The following is a 22,532-nucleotide window of genomic DNA, read 5'->3' as shown; positions in this document are numbered from 1 at the left end:
AGCGCTAGGAGGATAATGTTCTGATTAAGTTAGAGAAATCTTCTTTGATGTCATGACTTTCTTCGCGCAATTGTTCAATTTTGCGGCAAGCATGCAACACCGTGGTATGGTCGCGGCCACCAAACGCATCGCCGATTTCAGGCAGGCTGTGGTTGGTTAGCTCTTTTGCCAGTGCCATCGCCATTTGGCGTGGACGGGCTACCGAACGGGAACGCCGTTTGGAGAGCAGGTCAGCGATCTTGATTTTATAATATTCTGCGACAGTCTTTTGAATATTATCGATAGTCACCAGCTTTTCTTGCAATGCCAGTAAGTCACGTAGCGCTTCGCGAACAAAATCTATGGTGATTGCCCGCCCAGTAAAGTTGGCATTGGCGATCACACGGTTTAATGCCCCTTCCAGCTCACGGACGTTGGAACGCAGACGCTTGGCAATAAAGAACGCAACTTCACCCGGCAAGCGAATATTATTTTCATCCGCTTTCTTCATCAGGATCGCGACACGGGTTTCCAGTTCCGGAGGCTCAATCGCCACCGTCAGGCCCCAGCCAAACCGCGATTTCAGACGATCTTCTACACCATTGATCTCTTTTGGATAGCGATCTGACGTCAGAATGATCTGCTGATTACCTTCTAACAAGGCATTAAAGGTGTGGAAAAACTCTTCCTGCGAACGTTCTTTATTGGCAAAGAACTGAATATCATCGATTAATAGTGCATCAACCGAACGATAATAGCGCTTAAACTCTTCTATCGCGTTGTTCTGCAAGGCTTTGACCATATCTTGCACAAAACGCTCTGAATGCATGTAAACCACTTTGGCATTGGCTTTACGAGCCATGATGCCGTTCCCCACAGCATGTAACAGGTGAGTTTTACCCAAGCCTGTACCGCCATAGAGAAATAACGGGTTGTACGCACCTCCCGGATTATCAGCTACCTGACGTGCTGCTGCGCGGGCCAATTGGTTCGATTTACCCTCAACGAAGTTATCAAATGTGTGCTTCGGGTTAACATTCGAACGGTAAGAATGTTCAGGCTGAGCAGGCGAACTATCCCAACTCGGACGCACAGGTGCGCTACGGGTAACCGGAGCGACAGGTGCGCTAACGCTGGCGGTGACTGGATGACTGTGTGCCGCTCTTACTGCGGGTTTACTCCCAACTTCAAAACGCAGTAAGGGAACCTCGCTGCCACAAAAGTCATTAAGTAAGCCATTGATGTTGTTTAAGTACTTATCACGGACCCAGTCCAGTACAAAGCGATTAGGTGCGTAAAGCGCCAGAGTATTGTCACTCAGTTCCGCCTGTAGGGGGCGTATCCACATACTAAATTCTGTGGCAGGTAATTCATCCTGCAATCGGGCAAGACACTGCTGCCAAAGCGAAAGTGACACGGCGGACTCCACTCGAACAAGATCAATAAAAGAAAGAAATCAGGATTTTTGCAACTCATCGTTTTTGACACACGCCAATATGGCCTGTAGCAAGCCAAGGTGACATGCGAACCGTTTTTCGGTTGTTTTTACGACTAACATCTCCCCACGATCCCGGAGTAGTGATCCCAGAGTAGTAGATGCGATCGGAATGGCGGATCATAGCGCAAAAGGAGCAATAGATCCTCCCCTTCCTCACAGATTAGATCCTTTTTATCCACAGGGCATAACTTCTGTTAGGAGTGTAACCCAGCGCACAGCTTTTCGTGCCCCTCATCGTCAAGGATCCCAAAATATTTCAGATTATACTGGTATCACCTTCCCCTTTTCCGGCAACTGATCCTCATTATTCCATAAAGGATCTCACGGCGATCCTTGCGATTTATTCGGGAGTCCGTATAATCTTCACCCCTACGTGTGATGACTGTTATCTTGATGGCCTCGGTCAAAAAGAGACCAGCAGTAAACACGGACAGGCTCTTGGTAAACTCCCGATACAGAAAACTTCTGTGCGGGCGTGCGCAATGTCAATTGACTCAGGACTGTACAATTATTACAATCCCGCTTCTTTATATGTTGCGATTGAGGCGTCGGTGTCTTCACTCCGAGCAGCCAAACGCGTTTACTGAATCAGTAATTATTTTAAGTTTAGGTAGAAATCGCTATGAAACGCACTTTCCAACCGTCCGTATTGAAGCGCAACCGTAGCCACGGTTTCCGTGCTCGTATGGCCACCAAAAATGGTCGTCTAGTTCTGGCTCGCCGTCGTGCGAAAAGCCGTTCTCGTCTGACTGTTTCTAAGTAATAAAAGCTAACCATCTCAGTGGTTAAGCTAGCATTTCCTAGGGAGTTACGTTTGTTAACTCCCAGTCATTTCACTTTCGTCTTCCAGCAGCCACTACGGGCTGGCACGCCGCAAATCACCATCCTCGGCCGCCTGAACGAGCTGGGGCATCCCCGCATCGGTCTTACCGTCGCCAAAAAACATGTCAAACGTGCTCATGAACGCAATCGGATAAAGCGCCTAACCCGCGAAAGCTTCCGTTTGCATCAGCACACGTTGCCGTCTATGGATTTTGTCGTTTTGGTGAAAAAAGGTGTGGCTGACCTCGATAACCGTGCGTTGACGGAAGCTTTGGAAAAATTATGGCGTCGCCACTGTCGCCAGGCTCCCGCATCCTGATCGGGCTAATCAGGGGCTATCAGCTCGTGATAAGTCCGCTGTTGGGGCCGCGTTGTCGTTTCCATCCGACGTGCTCTCATTACGGAATTGAGGCATTGCGCCGGTTTGGCATGATAAAAGGCAGTTGGTTAACACTGAAACGCGTATTAAAATGCCACCCTTTGAACCCAGGTGGCGATGATCCCGTGCCGCCGAAACCCGACGATAACAGAGAACACTAACGATGGATTCGCAACGCAATCTTCTACTCATCGCTCTGCTGTTCGTGTCTTTCATGATCTGGCAAGCCTGGCAAGTGGATAACAATCCACAATCCACGGCCCAGACCACGCAACAGACTGCGAATACTGCTCCCGGTGATAAAGCAAGTCAGGCCGTGCCAGCCAGTGGTCAGGGTCAACTGATTACTGTCAAAACTGATGTGCTGTCTCTGACCATTAATACCCGTGGCGGTGACATCGAGCAGGCTAACCTGCTGGCTTACCCGGATGCTCTGGGTTCAGACAAAACTTTCGAATTACTGGAAACCACACCAGCTTTCGTTTATCAGGCGCAAAGCGGTCTGACAGGCAAAAGCGGCCCGGATAATCCAGCGAATGGTGAGCGCCCGCTGTTTGAAGTCCCACAGACCAGCTTTGTATTAGCAGATGGTCAGGATGAACTGCGCATTCCATTGACCTTCACCGGCAAAGACGGCTCCGTTTTCACCAAGACTTTCGTGCTAAAACGTAACGATTACGCCATTGGCGTGGATTATCACGTTAAAAACGCCTCAGATGCCCCATTGGAACTGACGCTGTTTGGTCAATTGAAACAAAGCATTAACTTGCCTAAACACCGTGATACCGGCAGCAATAACTTTGCGCTGCATACTTATCGTGGAGCGGCATTCTCTTCTGATGACACTAAATATAAAAAATACAGCTTTAGTGATATCGAAGACAAAACATTAGACATCACCACCAAAGGTGGCTGGGTTGCGATGTTGCAGCAGTATTTCGCCACGGCGTGGATTCCTGCGGCCAACGAAACCAACACCTTCTACTCTGCTGATTTGGGTAACGGTCTGGCGGCTATCGGCTTTAAAGGTATGCCAGTCGTGATTCAACCGGGTGAGCAGAAACAACTGGGTGCCACCTTGTGGGTTGGCCCGGAAATTCAGGACAAAATGGCGGCTATCGCACCACATCTGGACCTGACAGTTGATTATGGTTGGTTATGGTTTATCTCTCAGCCACTGTTCAAACTGTTGAAATTCATTCACAGCTTTGTCGGCAACTGGGGCTTCTCCATCATTGTTATCACCTTTATCGTGCGCGGTATCATGTACCCGCTGACGAAGGCGCAATACACCTCGATGGCGAAAATGCGTTTGCTACAGCCGAAACTGGCTGCCATGCGTGAGCGTATCGGCGACGATAAGCAGCGTATGAGTCAAGAAATGATGGCGCTGTACAAAGCAGAGAAGGTTAACCCACTGGGTGGCTGCTTACCGCTGGTCATTCAGATGCCAATCTTCCTGGCGTTGTATTACATGTTGATGAGCTCGGTTGAATTGCGCCACGCGCCATTCATCTTGTGGATTCATGACCTGTCAGCACAAGACCCGTACTACATTCTGCCAATTCTGATGGGTATCACCATGTACTTCATTCAGAAGATGTCACCGACCACCGTGACTGACCCGATGCAGCAGAAGATCATGACTTTCATGCCTGTTATCTTCACTGTGTTCTTCCTGTGGTTCCCGGCAGGTCTGGTACTGTACTATATCGTCAGTAACCTCGTGACCATCCTGCAACAACAGTTGATTTATCGTGGTCTGGAAAAACGTGGCTTACACAGCCGCGATAAGAAAAAACAGTCTTAGTAGGATAGATACCCCATTAATTGGCGTTGTAGCGAGACAGCCAACGAACGAATCTCAAATCAATGATTTGGGTGAAAGAAAACAGCTAACCACGCTGTGACGTCAAGCTAGCAGGGTATCAAGGCGGTCAATATGACCGCCTTATTCTTTTTACAGAAGCCTGATTTTTAGTGATTCAGGCTTGTGCAAAAACAATACGTTAAAGAGAGAAATAACCATGAGCGCCACTGATACTATCGTCGCACAAGCAACGCCGCCAGGCCGGGGTGGCGTGGGTATTTTACGTGTTTCAGGTCGTGCCGCCGCCGCCGTCGCGCAGGCAGTTTTGGGTAAATTACCCAAACCCCGTTATGCCGATTATCTGCCGTTTAAAGACGTCGATGGCAGCACGCTAGATCAAGGTATTGCTCTCTACTTCCCCGGCCCGAACTCCTTCACAGGCGAAGACGTACTGGAGCTGCAAGGTCACGGCGGCCCGGTGATACTGGATCTGCTGTTAAAACGCATTCTAGCCCTGCCAGAGCTGCGCATTGCTCGCCCAGGTGAGTTCTCTGAGCGCGCATTCCTCAACGACAAGCTGGATTTGGCGCAAGCAGAGGCGATTGCCGACCTGATTGACGCCAGCTCAGAGCAAGCTGCGCGCTCGGCGGTGAACTCATTACAGGGGGCGTTTTCAGTTCGCATCCATCAATTGGTGGAAGCACTTACTCACCTGCGAATCTACGTTGAGGCTGCCATTGACTTCCCAGATGAAGAAATTGACTTCCTTTCCGACGGCAAAATTGAAGGTCAATTGAACGGCGTAATGGCCGAGCTGGAGCAGGTGCGTACTGAAGCCCGCCAAGGCAGTTTGCTGCGCGAAGGGATGAAAGTGGTGATTGCCGGCCGCCCTAACGCCGGTAAATCTAGCCTACTCAATGCGTTAGCAGGTCGTGAAGCGGCAATTGTCACCGATATTGCAGGAACCACCCGTGATGTATTGCGGGAACATATTCATATCGATGGGATGCCACTGCATATCATTGATACTGCCGGTTTACGCGAAGCGAGTGACGAAGTTGAGCGCATTGGTATCGAACGTGCGTGGAATGAGATAGAACAGGCTGACCGAGTGCTGTTTATGGTTGATGGTACCACCACTGATGCCACTGAGCCCGCCGCGATTTGGCCGGAGTTTATGGCGCGTTTACCCTCAACACTCCCTATCACTGTAGTGCGCAACAAAGCAGATATCACTGGTGAGACGCTAGGGCTAACGGAAGTGAATGGTCACTCACTCATTCGCTTATCCGCCCGAACAGGCGAAGGTATTGATCTGCTGCGAAACCACTTGAAGCAGAGCATGGGCTTTACCAGCAATACTGAAGGGGGTTTTCTGGCACGCCGCCGCCATTTGCAGGCGCTGGAAACTGCCGCACAACATCTGGTGCAGGGCCACGAGCAGTTAGTAAGCGCTTACGCTGGTGAGTTACTGGCAGAAGAGTTACGTTTAGCACAACAGTCATTGAGTGAAATTACCGGTGAATTTAGCTCGGATGACTTACTGGGGCGCATTTTCTCCAGTTTTTGTATTGGAAAATGAGTGTGAAGCTATAGCGCTGGAGCAGATTATCGCTAATTTTGATAATCTTGCTTTATGTGTCTGAACTGTGCAGCGGCCTGAGCGAGCAAAATCAGCATTGCCAGTGACTTCAACACTTAACTATATCCCTAAATTTGAGGTATCCATGATTATAAAACCACGAGTACGCGGCTTTATCTGTGTGACTGCTCACCCGGCGGGCTGTGAAGCCAACGTCAAAAAACAAATCGACTATGTCACCGCAAAAGGCGCAATCGCTAACGGCCCAAAAAGAGTATTAGTGATTGGTGCATCAACGGGATACGGGCTGGCAGCTCGCATTACCGCTGCATTTGGTTGTGGTGCTGATACCTTGGGTGTTTTCTTCGAACGTCCTGGCGAAGAGAACAAACCCGCGACTTCGGGTTGGTACAATAGCGCGGCATTCCATAAGTTTGCCGAGCAAAAAGGTCTGTACGCGAAGAGCATCAATGGCGATGCTTTCTCCGATCAGATTAAACAGCTCACCATTGACGCGATCAAACAAGATTTAGGTCAAGTTGATCAGGTGATCTACAGTCTGGCTTCGCCACGCCGTACTCACCCAAAAACCGGTGAAGTGTTCAACTCCACACTGAAACCGATCGGTCATGAAGTTAAGTTCCGTGGCCTTGATACCGATAAAGAAGTGATCAAAGAAGCGGTGCTGCAACCAGCAACCCAAGAAGAGATCGACAATACTGTTGCGGTCATGGGCGGCGAAGACTGGCAGATGTGGATTGATGCACTGCTGGAAGCTGGCGTGCTGGCTGAAGGCGCGCAAACCACCGCTTTCACCTATTTGGGCGAAAAAATCACCCATGATATCTATTGGAACGGCTCCATTGGCGCGGCCAAAAAGGATCTGGACCAAAAGGTGCTGGCGATTCGCGATAGCTTAGCAGCCCATGGCGGCGGCGATGCCCGAGTGTCGGTGCTGAAAGCCGTTGTGACCCAAGCCAGCTCTGCTATTCCAATGATGCCACTCTATTTATCTTTGTTATTCAAAGTGATGAAAGAGAAAGGCACGCACGAAGGCTGTATCGAGCAGGTCTATTCGCTGTATAAAGAGAGCCTGTGCGGCAATGCACCACACCTGGATCAGGAAGGTCGTCTGCGTGCTGACTACAAAGAGCTGGCCCCTGAAGTTCAAAGCCAAGTACAACAGTTGTGGGATCAGGTCACCAATGACAACATTTATCAACTGACTGATTTTGTTGGCTATAAAACAGAATTCCTAAATCTGTTCGGTTTCTCGATCGACGGTGTGGACTATGACGCCGATGTTAATCCTGATGTGAAAATCCCGAATCTGATTCAGGGCTAAACTCAGTTTTATCGCGATAAAACTCGCTGCGCGACAACACGACCGCGCAGTGGGTTAATTATCTTCTTATGACTCCCCCTGATACTCTCCTGATGCTCTCCTAATATAGCCACAGCCATAGCTTTATTATGGATAAGCTAAGTCTATATTCTTCGTTTACCGCCAACGCAATCACCTGCAACCTTGTGAATAAATGCTTCTTTAGACACTGAATTAAACTTTATTCCACAGGGAAATGATGATGAGAATGCGTTCACTGGCAGTCCCCCTCTTTAGCTTAATTATTTTAACTTCACTGAATGCTCACAGTGAGGAGAAGAAATTGATTAAATTAGGGTTTAATCCTGGCCCGTATAAAGAGCAATTCGAAAAAGGCGTAGCCCCCTATTTGATAAAAAAAGGCTATCGCATTGAATATAAAGATTTCAATGATGGCATTCAGGTTAATAATGCTGTTAGTACAGGTGAAATTGATGGCAATATCATGCAGCATCCGATCTATCTGCAAGCAATAAATGAACGGCTACGTATTGATAATACAGGTATTGTTCAGGTGCCAACGCCACCCATGGGGCTGTACTCCAATAAGCACCAAAAAGAAGATAAACCCAAAGATGGCGCATGGATTTCAGTCCCGAACCAACCCTCAAACGAGTACCGTGCGGCACTTTTGCTGCAATCTATAGGCTGGATAAAGCTGAAAGCAAAAATTGATCCGGCGACCTTCTCGCAGAAGGATATTGCAGAAAATCCGTATCATCTGGTGATCAAAGAGATGGATAATGCTCAGCAAGTCAGGGCGCTGCCTGATGTAGACTTTGGTGCCATTCAAGGTAACTTTGCCGTCTCTAACGGAATCAAACTCACTTCAGCCCTGCAACTTGAAAAGTCCACCACACAATTTGTTAATGTCGTTACCGTTGCGGGTAAAAACAGAGACGCTGAGTTTGCCAAAGATATTATTGCGGGATATCACTCGCCTGAGTTCAAAAAATATATTCTAGAAGACGAAAAGTATACAGGTTATATGCTGCCTGATTATCTGAACTAATGGAATAACCTGATGATTGAGCTTCAGCATATTTCTAAAACCTTTGAGCGCAAAGGCATCAAATTACAGGCATTGAATAATGTCAGTTTAACTGTCGAAAATGGCGATATATTTGGCATCATCGGTTATAGCGGTGCAGGGAAAAGCACCTTATTACGGATGGTCAACTCGCTGGAAAGCCCGACATCAGGCAATGTGATTATTGATGGTAAAAACCTGCATGATTTTAGCCAAGAGCAGCTCCGGCTGCTGAAAAAAGACATTGGCATGATATTCCAAAATTTCAATTTACTGGAATCAAAGACGGTTTATAAAAATGTCGCTATGCCACTCATCTTATTGGGAAAAAACAAAAAATTTATTCAGGAGCGTGTCGCTGAACTGTTAGATTTTGTTGGCCTAGGTGATAAGAGCCACAGCTTCCCTAACGAATTATCGGGTGGTCAGAAACAACGAGTGGGTATTGCACGTGCACTGGCCACCAACCCATCGATCCTATTATGTGATGAGGCCACCTCCTCACTGGACCCACAAACTACCGCTCAAATTTTATTATTGCTGAAGAAAATTAATCAGCAATACAACATTACGGTCTTGCTAATTACGCATGAAATGTCAGTGATTCAAAAAATATGTAATAAGGTGGCGGTGATGGAGAATGGCCAAATTATTGAGCAGGGTTCGGTATTAACCGTATTTGGTCACCCAACACACCCCACTACTCTTAATTTTGTCCGCACCGCCATAAAAGATAGTTTGCCCGAGAGTGTGAAAAAATTGCTGAATCATAGTCATGCAGGCCGTCAATTCCGATTGGCCTTTATGGGGTCGATAGCCACTCAGCCGGTGATAAATCAGCTCATCAAGCAATATGACATTGGCGTTAATATTCTGTTTGCCAACATGTCAGAGATACAGGACACCACTCTCGGCCACATGGTGCTGTTATTAACCGGTGAGAATCACACCATTGATGATGCCATCAGTTACCTGACAGGAACGGGTATTGATATACAGGAAATAAGTTGATGATAGAAACCGCCATTACACTGGATCAATTTGTTCAAGCGCTACACGACACACTGGTGATGGTCAGTATCTCATTGGTGATCGGTTCTCTTATTGGTATTCCGCTGGGGATTCTATTGGTGGTGACCCGACCGGGCGGATTAATTAAGAATCGTACCTTTTATAATATTCTTAATCCGGTGATCAATATCATCCGATCACTACCCTTTATTATTCTGATGGTCGCGATTATTCCGCTAACTCGCCTGATTGTGAATACTACTATTGGCACACCGGGGGCGATTGTACCGCTGATTATTTTTATCGCGCCCTATATTGGTCGGCTGGTAGAGAACTCATTACTGGATGTGAACCCCGGTATTCTGGAAGCGGCAAAATCAATGGGCGCGACCCCTTTGCAGGCGATTTGGTATTTTCTATTACCCGAAGCATTGTCATCGCTAATATTGGCCCTGACCACCGCCACTATTGGTTTGATTGGGGCGACCGCCATGGCGGGAACTGTCGGCGGCGGCGGGATTGGGGATTTAGCCATTACTTATGGTTATCAGCGTTTTGATACTTTTGTGACGGTCACTACCGCCATTGTGTTAATTATCACCGTGCAATTAATCCAATCACTGGGCAATTTATTTGCCAGTAAAATTCGCCGCGAGTAATACGTAAAAATCCGAGATTGATGGCCCATTGATAAGCGGGGAAATGTGCCGAATGGGTCGTAGCGGCGTGAGCCGCCGAAGTGCCCATCGGTGCAGTCGCCCCACAGTCTCCGGACGGGTTTATAGATTCAAATGAAGGGGAAACGTGCCGTTGGGGTCGTAGTGGCGTAAGCCACCGAAGCGCCCCTAGGTGCGGTCACCCCTTCACACTCCTATCTATACCTTAAAGCCACTAATCACACTTTCTAACTGCAAGGTTTGATCCTGCATGGCTTGTGCCGCTGCCGCCACTTGCTCCACCAGCGCCGCATTTTGCTGAGTCGAATTATCTAATTGATTAATCGCCAAATTAACCTGCTCGATACCCAGACTCTGCTCTTGGCTAGATGACATAATCTCATTCATCAATGCCGCCACATTGGAGACACCGCTCATCAGATCATCCATGGTGGTGCCCGCATCAGCCACTAAACCCGTACCAATCGCAATATCAGATACCGAATCCTCAATCAGCTTTTTGATCTCGCGGGCGGATGTTGCCGAGCGCTGCGCCAAATTACGCACCTCCGATGCCACCACCGCAAAACCACGCCCCTGCTCACCGGCTCTGGCCGCCTCTACCGCCGCATTCAGTGCCAGAATATTGGTTTGGAAGGCGATGCTATCAATCACACTGATGATATCGACAATTTTCTTCGATGAATGATTGATGGAACCCATGGTATCCACCACCTGTTTCACTACCGTGCTACCCTTCACCGCCACGGCGGAGGCATCCATCGCCAGTTGGTTGGCGTGGCTGGCGTTATCCGCATTCTGCTTCACCGTGCTGGTCAGCTCATCCATCGAAGCCGCCGTCTCTTCAATTGAACTGGCCTGATCTTCAGTACGGGCAGATAAATCCAGATTACCGCTGGCGATTTCACGCGATGCCGAGGCGATAGCCAGACTGCTCTCACCGACCTGACGCATCATTTGCTGCAAATAGTCGATAAATGCGTTGAAACTCTGGTTAATGGCATTGAACTCCGGACTGCTGCTCTCCGGTAAGCGCTGAGTTAAATCTGCCCCGCCCGCAGACAGTGCGGTGATATTCTCCTTCAAATTCGCTAAGCGCTTCATAAAGACGCGGATAGAGAACACCAAGAACAGAAGCAATAACAACATGATAGGAATCTGCACTAGCCCCAAATGCATCAGGATACTGTGGCTCTGCTTGACCAGTAAGCTGGTTGGCAGGTCAGTCACCAAATACCACGGGCTATTGGCGATCGGGCGGATAAACAGGGTGTGAGAGGTGCCATCGACATCAAATTCGCTCTCCAGCGATTTTTGGTCTTTCATTTGCGGCAACAACCGCTGAGTTTCTGCTGCCATCGGCAAACTGCTCGCAAAATCAGACAGATTTTTTAGCTCTGCTTTGCCATCCGCCAAGGCACTGCTACCCACAATCTTGCCATCTGCTTCGACAATCAGAATGGTGCCGTTCACTTTCTGCTCCATCTCTTTAACCAAGCGGTTAAAGAAGCCTAAAGTGACGTCAATGGTTGAAACGCCATATGCCTCGTTGCCTTTATAAATCGCCATCGCGCAGTTGGTTCTCGGCTGCGGGCTGGCGTCATCCTGATAGGCTTTAGCCCAGGCACAGAAGCCTTTCGGCGCATTTAAGCCATCTTTGTACCACGACTGCTCAAAATAATTCTGCGATTCCGGGGAGTTCCAATGGGTGTTAACCGTTAACTTATTTTCCCCATTTCGGGCAAAAAAGGTGCTGAATTTAGCCACTCCTTGCTCACGTTTATTGGGCAGTGGCCAAATACCGCCACCAAACACATTGCTGTCGCCGTATTGATCCACCAGCCCCGGTAATAATGAGTCGATGGTATTACTGTCCATAATGGCAACCGCCTGAGTAATACTGCGGGCTTGTGCTTCCACTTTATTCATTTGCGCGGTGATGGCCGTCGCGATTTGGTCAACGCTATTGCCAACAATGGTACTTTCAGATTGTTTGAGTTGTGGTGTCACAAAAAGCTGAATCACCACCACAGTGATGACTAGCAAAAGAATAAAAAACACACTTACGAGTAAGGTGAATCGGGCTTGAGTGGTTTTTAGCATTATCGTGTCGCTCAATGTCAGAGAGCTGGATAGCTCAAGATCTATTAACGGCATTCCACGCGCAGACTTGATAACGGATTGAAACGATTTTTCCGTTTTTATCCGGCGATCACAATTTCAGTGCAATAAATCCGCTGATGACAAAGAGTTAAGTGAAATTTTCAGGCGGGAGACAGCAGATAGTGATTGTTATATCGCGCAAGTTTGTCCTACTCTGGGGGTGGAACAGCATCATTTATTCACTTATCGGGAGTACGTTATGTCACAGCAACCCCTTAAAATTGTTACCCTGCTAGGTAGCTTGCGCAGTGGTTCCTACAATGCGATGGTGGCCCGCGCGCTGCCTAAATTAGCGCCTGCTGGCGTCACTATCGAAGCGCTGCCGTCTATTCGCGACATTCCGCTGTATGATGCTGATGTACAACAGGAAGAGGGCTTCCCAGCGACGGTGCAAGCCATTGCTGAGCAAATCCGTCAGGCGGATGGCGTGATTATCGTGACGCCGGAATATAACTACTCCGTCCCCGGCGGTTTGAAGAATGCAATCGACTGGCTATCCCGTTTGCCCAATCAGCCGCTGGCGGGCAAACCGGTGGCGATTCAAACCAGTTCAATGGGGCCAGTGGGGGGTGCGCGTTGCCAATATCATTTACGCCAGATTTTGGTATTCCTTGATGCGATGGTGATGAATAAGCCTGAATTTATGGGCGGGGTGATTCAAAGCAAAGTGGATGAACAAGCCAAAGAGTTGATCGAGCAAGGAACACTGGATTTCCTGACCAGCCAGTTAGCTGCTTTTACCACTTACATTGATCGTGTTCGCGTGAAGTAAGCCCTTACCCCTACAATTCCAACGCTCCCCACAAGCCTGCGGGCATTGGGGAGCCGCTTCGTACCCACACTGCCACTCTCTTTTGCGGATGCTGCTGACCGATGGCCATTAAAATCACTGTCTGGCTGACCCTAACCCTGATATCCACCCTGTGGCTGGGTTGGTACGGGCTGAACACCCAACAAGCCGAACGTGAAGCGGATTTTCGCATCACTCACCGAGAGCTGAGCCAACAACTGGCGCAGCAACAGGCAATCCTATTTTTGGCGCTGGAGCCGGACCAACTGACACAGCTACAGCGCCATTTACCACAATTGGTGGGCATCAGCCAAACAACCGCCGATAGATCAAAAGCGGGCCAGCTCACCCTGCAAGTTCAGGGCGGCGATTACCGTCTATCTAACTCCTATAGCGGCAGTGGCTTGCAGGTTAGCGGGCAACGGCTACTGCAAGTCGTGGGTTTACCCGCCAATTTTGACAGTGTGGTGTTGCGCTATCAGCAGCATCAACTGGCGGTGCTGGGGCATTCAGCGCCTGAAAGCTTCTGGCAGTGGCAAAAGCCGTTGGGAGAAGGGGCGCAATCATTCACATTAATCGGCCATGCCACCCCCATTTGGCGCGATTTACCTTGGTTAACCGCCCTGCTGCTCTCCCTGATCACCGCCGCCGCGCTCTATGGTTGGCACCGCTGGCAACAGTTGGCGCAATACCGCTTACATGCCGAACAGCGGGCTAAGTTCGCCGATCAGGCCAGACTCAATGCGATGGGAGAGATTGCGACCGGGATCGCCCATGAGTTGAATCAGCCGCTTACCGCGACACTGACCTATAACCAGACCGCGCTAAGACTGTTGCCGTCGCAGGACGAGAAAGTCGCGCCATTACTGGTGGCCTCGGTTGAGCAGATTAAGCGCATCGCCGCGCTGCTCGACCGCTTGCGGACACTGCTCAGCCGTGGGCAAATCAACTTACAGCCAGTCAGAGTGGCCGATATCTGGCAGCGGGTTAACATGCTGTTAAAACAAGAAATTACCGCCGCCAGCGTGACCATCCACAGTGATATTCCGGCTCATTTACCGCCGCTCCAGAGTGACCCTTTATGGCTGGAGCAGGTATTTCATAATTTGCTCAGTAATGCGATTCAGGCACTGCAAGATACCCCTGCACCGACGGTCTATTTCCGGGTTAACCCTCAACCAAAACAGTGGGTTATCCAAATCGAAGATAATGGGCCGGGGCTAAGCCAGCAGCAGTTGGACAACCTGTTTACCCCCTTCTATACCACCCGTGAGAGTGGATTGGGATTGGGGCTAACTCTGTGCGAAACATTGGTGCAGCGAATGGGGGGCGACATCAAAGTAGGTAACAGTGAACAGGGGGGCGCGTGCTTTACCCTGATTTTTCCCATAACGCCAGGGAGGATGCATGACCAAACACATTTATCTGATTGATGACGATGAGGGGGTTCGCGCCGCACTCGCTGCACTTCTCGCCACCATGAGCTGGGAGGTCAAAACCTTCAGTGACGGCCAGACTTTCCTCGATACTTTGGTCGTCACCCAGCCCAGTTGTGTGCTGGTGGATATCAGAATGCCCGGTAAAAGCGGGATCGCCGTACTGGAAGCCATTCAGGCTCGTGATAGCTCGCTACCGGTCATCATAATGACGGGGCACGGTAACATTGAATTGTGCCGCCGCGCCTTTAAGGGCGGCGCATTGGAGTTTCTGACCAAACCGATTGATGCCGATGTGCTGATCGAAACCGTCAGCCTGGCACTCGAGCAACATGAGCAGGCGCTAGCCACTCACCGCCAGCAGATAGGTTATCAGCAGTTACTCAGCCAACTCTCCGCCCGTGAACGAGAGGTGGTCGCCCTAATTATTCAGGGGGAAACCAGCAAGCAAATTGCGCATATTTTGTCTCTTTCACCGCGCACCGTGGAGGCCCACCGCGCCAATATCTTCGCCAAGCTAGAGGTCAGCTCGCTGGCGCTACTGATTCACTATTACGCGCCACTCATGGGCAGCCATTCCCAATAAGAATACGTAAAAGTACCTAGCAAAAGGGGTAGTTGGCCGAATGTTTTTTCACCGCTTATCGCCGTAGGATGATGGCACTGTGATGAAATCACGTCGCTAACAATCACGTCGCTAACAGTAAGGATTTTATATGATCAAGCCTATTGCCCTCACCTCTGCCTTATTCATTGGCCTGATAACTCAAGCCTCTGCTGCGGGTCTCAACACTGAACGTAACCTCTCTTTGGCTTTGGCGACAGACTTAGCGAGCCGCACCCTTGCGGTTTGTCAGGCTGATGGCTATAACGTGGCGGTCACGGTGGTGGACCGAGCCGGCATTATCAAAACCGTACTACGCGCAGATAATGCCGGGCCGCATACCGTTAAAGCCAGCGAACAAAAAGCCTTTACTGCGCTGTCAACCAAGACAGCAAGCGGACAAGTTATGGAAAATAGCCAAAAAACACCTGCGGCCAATAACCTGAAAGATATCCCGGGCTTCTTGCTGCTAGGTGGCGGAGTGCCAGTAAAAGCCGGTGATGAAGTGGTGGGTGCGGTGGGTGTTGCTGGTGCGCCGGGTGGGCATCTGGATGCGCAATGTGCCACTAAAGCACTGGAGCAAATCAGCGCTCAGTTGAAAGCATAAGATTATCAATAAAACGCCCCCACCCTCGTGTCGATAATGGGGGCGTTTTAAGGTCAATGGTCAATCAAGTGATCAGTGATCAACAAAAGCAATTTTCAGCACAAACAGCAGTGCCACTACCACCACGCATGGGCTGATTTCACGCCAGCGGCCAGTACCCAATTTCATCAGGCAGTAAGAGATAAAGCCCAGCGCAATACCTTCCGTAATGGAGAAGCTGAACGGCATCATCACCGCAGTCACAAACGCCGGAACCGCTTCCGTCAGATCATCCCATTTCACGCGAGACAAGCTGGAGGTCATCAGTACACCGACATAAATCAGCGCACCCGCAGCAGCATAGGCTGGCACCATTCCCGCCAGTGGCGAAATAAACATCACCAGCAAGAACAAGATCCCCACCACCACGGCGGTTAAGCCGGTACGCCCCCCAACAGAGACCCCAGAGGAGCTTTCGATATAGGCGGTCACTGACGAAGTGCCGATAAAAGCACCGGCAACAGAGCTGATGCTATCGACATACAGCGCTTGTTTCATGCGCGGGAATTTGCCTTTATCGTCCGTTAAACCCGCTTTATCCGTCACGCCAATCAATGTGCCGGATGAATCGAACAGGTTAACCAGCATGAAGGAGAAGATGATTCCCGCCATGCCAATATTCAGTGCACCCGCCAGATCAACCTGCCCGACGACAGAAGTGACACTAGGCGGCATGGAGAAAATGCCGGAGTAATGCACATCGCCCAGCGCCCAACCAATCAAAGTGGTGACCACGATAGAAACCAGCACCGCCGCATGAATATTGCGTGATGCCAGTATCGCGATAATAAAGAAGCCCAATGCCCCCAGTAGCACACTGTGAGAGGTCAGATTCCCCACAGCCACCAAAGTATCTGGGTTTGCGACCACGATACCGGCATTTTTCAGCCCCATCATGGCAATAAACAGGCCGATACCGCTAGTGATCCCCACCCGCAAACTCAGCGGAATGTTGGCGATCATCCAATAACGGATGCGGAAAATGGTCAGCAATAGGAAACCGATTGCGCCCCAGAAAATCGCACCCATGCCAACCTGCCATGAAATGCCCATCGCGCCAACCACCACAAAAGCGAAGAAGGCGTTCAGCCCCATCGCCGGGGCCAGTGCCACGGGTAAATTCGCCAGCAAGCCCATAAAGATGCTGCCAAAAGCGGCGATCAGGCAGGTGGTGACGAAGACAGCCGGTATATCCATCCCCGCTACCCCTAAAATCTGCGGGTTCACGAACACGATATAGACCATAGTCAGGAAGGTAGTGATACCGGCGATCACCTCAGTTCGTGCCGTGGTGCCGTGTTGCTTCAGCTTAAAAACACGTTCGAGCAGCCCCTGCTCAGTATCAAGGTTTGGTTTACTCATTTAAGGAGTTCCACAGAAGGGAGTGATAGTTACGGACATCCTATAACAAAAAACCGTTGTTTTGAGCGGGATCACACTCTTTTTTGTGGGTTTTTTATCGTCGTTGTTGCGCAACATCTGCACCCTCTCCCGCTGCGTTATTCAACTTATTGAATTTTAGTTATTTGTTATTATTTTTATTGCTAACAGGGGCAATAAACGTCGCATTCTTGGGCAGGATGGCTAAAGTGGAGTTAATTGAAGGGCTTACTCTATTGAAGGATTAGTTACGTGAATAACATTCAATGCGTCATGTTCGATTGCGATGGAACCTTGGTCGATAGCGAAGTGCTGTGCTGTCAGGCTTACGTCGTGATGTTTGCCCATTATGACATCCACTTATCACTGGAAGAGGTGATTAAGCGCTTTAAAGGCGTGAAACTGAATGAAATCGTCGCGCTGGTGAGTCAAGAGAATGGGCTGGATGAACCGATAGAAGTGCTGGAAAAACTCTATCGCGCCGAAGTCGCCCGCCTATTTGATGCCGAATTACAACCGATCGCGGGTGCCAAGGCGCTGTTAGAACAGATCAGCGTGCCGGTTTGTGTGGTCTCCAATGGGCCGGTCAGCAAAATGCAGCACTCCCTTGGCCTCACTGGCTTGCGCCCCTTCTTTGAAGACCGACTCTATAGCGGCTACGACATTCAGCGCTGGAAGCCTGATCCGGCGCTGATTTACCATGCGGCAGAAGAGATGCAGGTCGCGGCTGAGCACTGCATTCTGGTGGAAGACTCCGCTGCCGGAACACATGCCGGTATCGCGGCAGGTATTCTGGTATTTTACTACTGCGCCGATCCGCACAATCAGCCGATCTACCACCCGCGGGTCACCATGTTCGATGATATGCAGCAACTGCCTGATTTATGGCGCGAAAAAGGCTGGCGTATCACCCGCGACTCGTAGCGGGCAGTGCCACTTTATTTCGCCACCAGCGCCATGAACGTTTAATGGCGCTCTGCTTTTTAATGGCATGTTGCGGGCTGAAACGGCGATTGAGGCCATTCGCCAGCAGATCCAGCGCCAGACATAAAACAAAGTAAACCAGCGCAACAAACAGGAACACTTCCATCGGGTAAACCATGCTGCGATTATTGACCTGCGTCGCCAAAAACGTCAGCTCATTCACCCCGACGATATAAGCCAGCGAGGTATCTTTAATCAATGAGATCCATTGATTAATAAATGATGGCACCATCATGCGCAGCGCTTGCGGCAACACCACAAACCATAAAACCTGCCAGCGGTTAAAACCGAGCGACAACCCCGCCTGCCACTGACCCGCGCCGATCGCCACAATCCCCGCTTTCACCGCGTGCGCCAGATAGGCGGAGGAAATTAACGCCAGCGCGCACACCACGGTCGTGATTTCTGGGATATCCACGCCAAACACAATCGGCAGCAGGAAATAGGTCCAAAAAATCAGCATAATCACGGGAATGGCGCGGAAAAAACCTAAAACAGCCGCTAAGATGCCCGCCCAGACACCACGGGACATCGCCAGTGCCACCCCCAATATTGTGCCTAAAATGGCGGAGGCTACCCCAGCCATAAGGCTGATCAGCACGGTTAATGCTGCCCCCCCCAGCGGGCCATCCGGGTAGGTTCCCCACAGCAGATAACTCCAGTTATCAGCAATAATTGTAAAATCCATCTTAATGCCCCCTGACGGCGGTTCGTTGTTGACGCCACATGCCCCACGCCTCGATCAGTGCAATAATGGCGATATAGAGCACCGTCGCCACGCCAAATGCTTGAAACGTCCGCAATGTCTCGGTTTCAACCTGACGGGAAGCATAGGAGAGTTCGGCGACACCAATCGCCATCGCCAAAGAGGAGTTTTTAATAATATTCATATATTGGCCCAGCAAGGGCGGCATCGCGATTTTCAGCGCCTGCGGCAACACCACATGGCGCATGGATTGCCACCCCGTCAACCCCAAAGCCTGCGCAGCATATTTTTGCCCTTTCGCCACCCCACTGATACCGGATCGCAGCTCTTCAGCAATAAACGCCGTGGAGTAGAGGGTCAGCCCAATAAATCCCGCCAAAAACTCAAATGAGGGCCAGCTCAGTGTTAACCCGAACGCCCTAATTTCATGGGGAGAATTTAGCCAAGGAATCCAAGAGGCGGGCAGGAATTGGCTGGCGGCAAAGTACCAAAAGAACAACTGGATCAGCAGTGGCGTGTTGCGAAATAACGTGCTGTAACCCATGGCAAACCACTGTAGCGCTCTGTTTTCGCTATCTCGGGCCGCCGCCAATAAAAAGCCCAATAAGGTTGAGGCCACCACGGTGCAGGCGGAGATCCACAAGGTGAGTAGAAAACCGTCCCACAGCCAGCCGAGATATTGCGGGGCCAGCAACCAATCAGTGAGATGATGTAGATTCATATATCCCTATACCCGCTTAAATGCAAACAGCCCCACATCATCATAATGCGGGGCTTAGGTGTTTCACGCGTTAACTCAAGCCTTAGGCTGTTGATCTAACGGTGCAAATTTAAACTCGCCACGTGGTTGGGCGGCATTGGTTGCCGGCCCGAACCAGCGGTCATAAATCTTAGCTGCTTCGCCATCTTTTTCCAGTTTAACCAGTGTTTCGTTCACTGTTGCTGTTAAACGCTCTTCACCCTTAGGAATGCCGACACCTTGGTACTCTTTGGTGATACTGAAAGGTGAGATCTCAAAATCCGCTTTTTGTGCCGCCGGCAAGTTGCCCAGCAGACCCACTAATTTTGCATCATCCTGAGTGATAGCTTGAACGTTGCCATTACGCAGGGCAGTAAATGCCAGTGGCGTATCATCATAAGAGATCACTTTTGCCGTTGGATAATGCTCACGGAGGGTGATCTCTTGGACGGTGCCTTTATCCGCCCCGATACGTAACTTGCGGATATCTTCTGGCGTTTTCAGCACGCCTTTATGGGCGATAAATTTCTGGCCGGTAGCAAAATAGGGCAGGCTGAAGTTAACTTCCTTGGCGCGTTCGTCAGTGATGGTGAAGTTAGCCGCAATCAGATCCACTTTTTTCGATGTCAGCAGCGGAATACGGTTCGCGGGGTTAGTGGCCCGCAGTTCAACTTTTACCCCTAAATCCTTCGCAATCGCGTTCGCCACATCGACGTCATAACCCACCAGCTTTTTAGTCTGCGGATCGATATAACCAAAAGGAGGGTTGCTATCAAAAACAGCAATCCGCACCACACCCGCTTGCTTGATATCATCCAATTTATCGGCGTGAGCAGCACCAGAAAGTGTTGCCAAGCCAGCCAGTAAGGTTAATGCCAGTATGCTTTTTTTTGTGGTCAGAGATGGCTTCATTGAAAGCTCCTAAGATGATTGAGATGTTGCGATGTGGATAAGCTATCAATTCATCGTTAGGTCAGGAAATAATATAAAACGATATATTTATAACCAATTGTTCTCAGTCGGTTAGTCTGATTATATTGCGGAAAGAAGTGGAAAAAATGGCAAGGGAGAGTGGCGGAGAGGCATATGTAAGGAGAATGAGACTCACTAAGGTATTCTGGTCTGGCATGAATCGTCCCCCAATCAAGTCTCAATGCTCAACCTGACTGGGGGAGAGGATTATTTTTCAGTTTTACTGGAAAGCAGCTTCTCTAAGTCATCGCCACCAAGATGGCGGAAATCATGCCCTTTGACGAAGTAGAAAATGAATTCACAAATATTCTGGCAGCGGTCGCCGATACGCTCAATGGAGCGAGCACAGAATAGCGCGGTGAGCACACTGGGAATGGTTCGCGGATCTTCCATCATATAGGTCATCAATTGGCGCACGATGCCCTCATACTCTTGATCGACCTTCTTATCTTCGCGATAAATTCGGATCGCTTCATCCAGATCCATGCGCGCGAAAGCATCCAGCACGTCATGCAACATCTGCACTGTGTGGCGGCCTAACGACTCTAGGCTGACCAGCAAAGGTTGGTGCTGATGGGAGAACTTTTCCAACGCGGTACGGCAGATTTTATCCGCCACATCACCGATACGTTCCAGCTCAGAAATAGTCTTAATGATCGCCATCACCAACCGTAAATCGCTGGCGGTGGGCTGACGTTTGGCAATGATGCGCACACAGGCTTCATCAATCGCCACCTCCATCATATTGACCTTTTTATCGCCAGCAATGACCTGCTTGGCTAGCTCACCGTCCTGATTATGCATGGCGGTGATCGCGTCAGATAATTGTTGCTCCACCAGCCCACCCATGGTTAAAACTTGGGTACGGATATGCTCAAGCTCTGCGTTGAACTGGCCGGAAATATGTTTATTAAGATTTAAGTTATCCATGATACTTCCCGTACAAGTAGGCGAAATGAAAGTAGTATGGGCCTATCCCAGTAGGCGTAATTGTTGCAGTCAGTTTGAACACGGACAGCGCGGAAGAACCGGAGCGTACACGTAGTACGTGAGGATTCTGAGCACTGCCCTGGTTCAAAATGGCAAATAAAATAGCCCTAATGGGATAGGCCAATCAGCCATAGCGACCGGTGATATAATCTTCCGTCTGCTTCTGCTGTGGTGCAGTAAACAATGTATCGGTATCACTGAATTCAATTAGTTCGCCCAAATACATAAATGCTGTGTGATCTGAGCAACGAGCCGCTTGCTGCATGTTGTGCGTCACAATCACCACCGTGTAATCAGACTTCAATTCGCTGATCAGCTCTTCAATGCGGCCAGTGGAGATCGGGTCAAGCGCCGAGCAAGGTTCATCAAGCAGCAAAACATCAGGGCGAATGGCGATACCACGCGCAATACAGAGGCGCTGTTGTTGTCCACCCGACAAGCTATACCCGCTCTGGTGCAGCTTATCTTTGGTTTCATTCCACAAAGCCGCTTTGGTCAGCGCCCATTGCACCCGCTCATCCATATCAGCACGCGACAGGTTTTCAAACAGTTTTACGCCAAAAGCGATGTTATCGTAAATCGACATGGGGAATGGCGTCGGTTTTTGGAAAACCATGCCCACTTTAGCCCGTAACAACGCAATATCTTGTTTATCGGTCAGGATATTCTGGCCATCCAGCAAGATGTCACCTTCAGCGCGTTGATCCGGATACAGCTGATACATTTTGTTGAATGTCCGCAGCAGTGTCGATTTACCGCAACCTGATGGGCCGATGAATGCTGTGACCTGATTTTTGGCAATATCCAGCGAGATATTCTTCAGCGCATGGAATTTACCGTAGTAGAAGTTCAGGTCACGAACCTGAATTTTGCTGTTGTTAGTGTCAGTAGCCATACTCATCAAGACTTCTCTCTTTTAGCCAATGCCGCCGGAGCCGCATTTTGGAATT

General features: G+C 49.7%; 22 protein-coding genes. 14 read left to right on the top strand and 8 right to left on the bottom strand.

Going from position 1 to position 22,532, the window contains the following annotated elements; genetic code table 11:
- Window positions 1-4 precede the first annotated feature (4 nt).
- Entirely contained in the window at window positions 5-1,396 is a 1,392-nt protein-coding gene (gene dnaA, locus HRD69_RS05605) for a chromosomal replication initiator protein DnaA (RefSeq protein WP_004875690.1), read from the bottom strand.
- 703 nt (window positions 1,397-2,099) lie between these two features.
- On the opposite strand from dnaA, the gene rpmH reads away from it, so the two are divergent.
- The 9 genes from rpmH (at window position 2,100) to HRD69_RS05560 (ending at window position 10,154) form a co-directional block, all read left to right on the top strand.
- Window positions 2,100-2,240, top strand: coding sequence for a 50S ribosomal protein L34 (rpmH, locus tag HRD69_RS05600; RefSeq protein ID WP_019212655.1), 141 nt, complete (start codon window positions 2,100-2,102; stop codon window positions 2,238-2,240).
- Window positions 2,241-2,258: 18 nt separating this feature from the next.
- A complete protein-coding gene (rnpA, locus tag HRD69_RS05595) occupies window positions 2,259-2,618 on the top strand; it encodes a ribonuclease P protein component (protein ID WP_032814795.1) in 360 nt (119 codons plus the stop codon).
- Entirely contained in the window at window positions 2,582-2,839 is a 258-nt protein-coding gene (gene yidD / locus HRD69_RS05590) for a membrane protein insertion efficiency factor YidD (protein WP_032906726.1), read from the top strand. The genes rnpA and yidD overlap by 37 nt, the downstream gene beginning before the upstream one ends.
- Window positions 2,840-2,841: 2 nt before the next feature.
- Window positions 2,842-4,488: a membrane protein insertase YidC gene (yidC, locus tag HRD69_RS05585; RefSeq protein ID WP_032814796.1), complete on the top strand. Its 1,647-nt coding sequence runs from the start codon at window positions 2,842-2,844 to the stop codon at window positions 4,486-4,488.
- 217 nt (window positions 4,489-4,705) lie between these two features.
- Window positions 4,706-6,070 carry a tRNA uridine-5-carboxymethylaminomethyl(34) synthesis GTPase MnmE gene (gene mnmE / locus HRD69_RS05580; protein WP_004875693.1) on the top strand — a complete coding sequence of 455 codons (1,365 nt, stop codon included), beginning with the start codon at window positions 4,706-4,708 and terminating at the stop codon, window positions 6,068-6,070.
- A gap of 145 nt (window positions 6,071-6,215) precedes the next feature.
- Window positions 6,216-7,415 (top strand): enoyl-ACP reductase FabV, encoded by a 1,200-nt coding sequence (gene fabV, locus HRD69_RS05575; RefSeq protein WP_032814797.1) that lies wholly within the window; start codon window positions 6,216-6,218, stop codon window positions 7,413-7,415.
- Window positions 7,416-7,656: 241 nt separating this feature from the next.
- Window positions 7,657-8,466 (top strand): MetQ/NlpA family ABC transporter substrate-binding protein, encoded by an 810-nt coding sequence (locus HRD69_RS05570; RefSeq protein WP_032814798.1) that lies wholly within the window; start codon window positions 7,657-7,659, stop codon window positions 8,464-8,466.
- A gap of 12 nt (window positions 8,467-8,478) precedes the next feature.
- Window positions 8,479-9,495, top strand: coding sequence for a methionine ABC transporter ATP-binding protein (locus HRD69_RS05565; RefSeq protein WP_004875696.1), 1,017 nt, complete (start codon window positions 8,479-8,481; stop codon window positions 9,493-9,495).
- Window positions 9,495-10,154 carry a methionine ABC transporter permease gene (locus HRD69_RS05560; RefSeq protein ID WP_032814800.1) on the top strand — a complete coding sequence of 220 codons (660 nt, stop codon included), beginning with the start codon at window positions 9,495-9,497 and terminating at the stop codon, window positions 10,152-10,154. Before HRD69_RS05565 ends, HRD69_RS05560 begins: the two co-directional genes overlap by 1 nt.
- Window positions 10,155-10,370: 216 nt before the next feature.
- On the opposite strand, the gene HRD69_RS05555 is transcribed toward HRD69_RS05560, so the two are convergent.
- Window positions 10,371-12,275, bottom strand: a complete 1,905-nt coding sequence (locus HRD69_RS05555) for a methyl-accepting chemotaxis protein (RefSeq protein ID WP_032814801.1) — start codon at window positions 12,273-12,275, stop codon at window positions 10,371-10,373.
- 259 nt (window positions 12,276-12,534) lie between these two features.
- On the opposite strand from HRD69_RS05555, the gene HRD69_RS05550 reads away from it, so the two are divergent.
- The 4 genes from HRD69_RS05550 (at window position 12,535) to HRD69_RS05535 (ending at window position 15,772) form a co-directional block, all read left to right on the top strand.
- Window positions 12,535-13,107 (top strand): NADPH-dependent FMN reductase, encoded by a 573-nt coding sequence (locus HRD69_RS05550; RefSeq protein ID WP_032814803.1) that lies wholly within the window; start codon window positions 12,535-12,537, stop codon window positions 13,105-13,107.
- 101 nt (window positions 13,108-13,208) lie between these two features.
- Window positions 13,209-14,558: a sensor histidine kinase gene (locus HRD69_RS05545; protein WP_004875699.1), complete on the top strand. Its 1,350-nt coding sequence runs from the start codon at window positions 13,209-13,211 to the stop codon at window positions 14,556-14,558.
- A complete protein-coding gene (locus HRD69_RS05540) occupies window positions 14,533-15,147 on the top strand; it encodes a response regulator transcription factor (protein ID WP_032814804.1) in 615 nt (204 codons plus the stop codon). The genes HRD69_RS05545 and HRD69_RS05540 overlap by 26 nt, the downstream gene beginning before the upstream one ends.
- Before the next feature lie 130 nt (window positions 15,148-15,277).
- A complete protein-coding gene (locus tag HRD69_RS05535) occupies window positions 15,278-15,772 on the top strand; it encodes a GlcG/HbpS family heme-binding protein (RefSeq protein ID WP_004875701.1) in 495 nt (164 codons plus the stop codon).
- Window positions 15,773-15,844: 72 nt separating this feature from the next.
- On the opposite strand, the gene HRD69_RS05530 is transcribed toward HRD69_RS05535, so the two are convergent.
- Window positions 15,845-17,173, bottom strand: a complete 1,329-nt coding sequence (locus HRD69_RS05530; protein WP_004875702.1) for an NCS2 family permease — start codon at window positions 17,171-17,173, stop codon at window positions 15,845-15,847.
- Between the two features lie 270 nt (window positions 17,174-17,443).
- On the opposite strand from HRD69_RS05530, the gene yieH reads away from it, so the two are divergent.
- Entirely contained in the window at window positions 17,444-18,115 is a 672-nt protein-coding gene (yieH, locus tag HRD69_RS05525) for a 6-phosphogluconate phosphatase (RefSeq protein ID WP_032814806.1), read from the top strand.
- Here yieH and HRD69_RS05520 read toward each other — a convergent pair.
- From HRD69_RS05520 to pstB, 5 genes are all read right to left on the bottom strand, one after another.
- Window positions 18,099-18,863 carry an amino acid ABC transporter permease gene (locus HRD69_RS05520; RefSeq protein WP_004875704.1) on the bottom strand — a complete coding sequence of 255 codons (765 nt, stop codon included), beginning with the start codon at window positions 18,861-18,863 and terminating at the stop codon, window positions 18,099-18,101. The genes yieH and HRD69_RS05520 overlap by 17 nt on opposite strands.
- A 1-nt stretch (window position 18,864) precedes the next feature.
- Window positions 18,865-19,602, bottom strand: a complete 738-nt coding sequence (locus tag HRD69_RS05515) for an amino acid ABC transporter permease (protein WP_004875705.1) — start codon at window positions 19,600-19,602, stop codon at window positions 18,865-18,867.
- Window positions 19,603-19,677: 75 nt separating this feature from the next.
- Window positions 19,678-20,532, bottom strand: a complete 855-nt coding sequence (locus HRD69_RS05510) for an ABC transporter substrate-binding protein (protein WP_004875706.1) — start codon at window positions 20,530-20,532, stop codon at window positions 19,678-19,680.
- Window positions 20,533-20,799: 267 nt separating this feature from the next.
- Window positions 20,800-21,522, bottom strand: a complete 723-nt coding sequence (phoU, locus tag HRD69_RS05505) for a phosphate signaling complex protein PhoU (RefSeq protein ID WP_004875707.1) — start codon at window positions 21,520-21,522, stop codon at window positions 20,800-20,802.
- 184 nt (window positions 21,523-21,706) lie between these two features.
- On the bottom strand, window positions 21,707-22,483 hold the full coding sequence (gene pstB / locus HRD69_RS05500; RefSeq protein ID WP_032814808.1) for a phosphate ABC transporter ATP-binding protein PstB: 777 nt from the start codon (window positions 22,481-22,483) through the stop codon (window positions 21,707-21,709).
- Window positions 22,484-22,532 lie beyond the last annotated feature (49 nt).

Source organism: Yersinia mollaretii ATCC 43969, from assembly GCF_013282725.1.
GTDB lineage: Bacteria > Pseudomonadota > Gammaproteobacteria > Enterobacterales > Enterobacteriaceae > Yersinia > Yersinia mollaretii.
Note: the sequence above shows the minus strand (reverse complement) of the source record. Positions and strands in the feature narration are given on the sequence as shown.

What these genes read in the sequence shown, in the direction of transcription:
- rpmH (WP_019212655.1), top strand. Translation starts at nt 2,100, where the DNA reads ATGAAACGCACTTTCCAACCGTCCGTATTGAAGCGCAACCGTAGCCAC.
- yidD (WP_032906726.1), top strand. Translation starts at nt 2,582, where the DNA reads ATGGCGTCGCCACTGTCGCCAGGCTCCCGCATCCTGATCGGGCTAATC.
- yidC (WP_032814796.1), top strand. Translation starts at nt 2,842, where the DNA reads ATGGATTCGCAACGCAATCTTCTACTCATCGCTCTGCTGTTCGTGTCT.
- mnmE (WP_004875693.1), top strand. Translation starts at nt 4,706, where the DNA reads ATGAGCGCCACTGATACTATCGTCGCACAAGCAACGCCGCCAGGCCGG.
- fabV (WP_032814797.1), top strand. Translation starts at nt 6,216, where the DNA reads ATGATTATAAAACCACGAGTACGCGGCTTTATCTGTGTGACTGCTCAC.
- HRD69_RS05570 (WP_032814798.1), top strand. Translation starts at nt 7,657, where the DNA reads ATGAGAATGCGTTCACTGGCAGTCCCCCTCTTTAGCTTAATTATTTTA.
- HRD69_RS05565 (WP_004875696.1), top strand. Translation starts at nt 8,479, where the DNA reads ATGATTGAGCTTCAGCATATTTCTAAAACCTTTGAGCGCAAAGGCATC.
- HRD69_RS05560 (WP_032814800.1), top strand. Translation starts at nt 9,495, where the DNA reads ATGATAGAAACCGCCATTACACTGGATCAATTTGTTCAAGCGCTACAC.
- HRD69_RS05555 (WP_032814801.1), bottom strand. Translation starts at nt 12,275, where the DNA reads ATGCTAAAAACCACTCAAGCCCGATTCACCTTACTCGTAAGTGTGTTT.
- HRD69_RS05550 (WP_032814803.1), top strand. Translation starts at nt 12,535, where the DNA reads ATGTCACAGCAACCCCTTAAAATTGTTACCCTGCTAGGTAGCTTGCGC.
- HRD69_RS05545 (WP_004875699.1), top strand. Translation starts at nt 13,209, where the DNA reads ATGGCCATTAAAATCACTGTCTGGCTGACCCTAACCCTGATATCCACC.
- HRD69_RS05540 (WP_032814804.1), top strand. Translation starts at nt 14,533, where the DNA reads ATGACCAAACACATTTATCTGATTGATGACGATGAGGGGGTTCGCGCC.
- HRD69_RS05535 (WP_004875701.1), top strand. Translation starts at nt 15,278, where the DNA reads ATGATCAAGCCTATTGCCCTCACCTCTGCCTTATTCATTGGCCTGATA.
- HRD69_RS05530 (WP_004875702.1), bottom strand. Translation starts at nt 17,173, where the DNA reads ATGAGTAAACCAAACCTTGATACTGAGCAGGGGCTGCTCGAACGTGTT.
- HRD69_RS05520 (WP_004875704.1), bottom strand. Translation starts at nt 18,863, where the DNA reads ATGGATTTTACAATTATTGCTGATAACTGGAGTTATCTGCTGTGGGGA.
- HRD69_RS05515 (WP_004875705.1), bottom strand. Translation starts at nt 19,602, where the DNA reads ATGAATCTACATCATCTCACTGATTGGTTGCTGGCCCCGCAATATCTC.
- HRD69_RS05510 (WP_004875706.1), bottom strand. Translation starts at nt 20,532, where the DNA reads ATGAAGCCATCTCTGACCACAAAAAAAAGCATACTGGCATTAACCTTA.
- phoU (WP_004875707.1), bottom strand. Translation starts at nt 21,522, where the DNA reads ATGGATAACTTAAATCTTAATAAACATATTTCCGGCCAGTTCAACGCA.
- pstB (WP_032814808.1), bottom strand. Translation starts at nt 22,483, where the DNA reads ATGAGTATGGCTACTGACACTAACAACAGCAAAATTCAGGTTCGTGAC.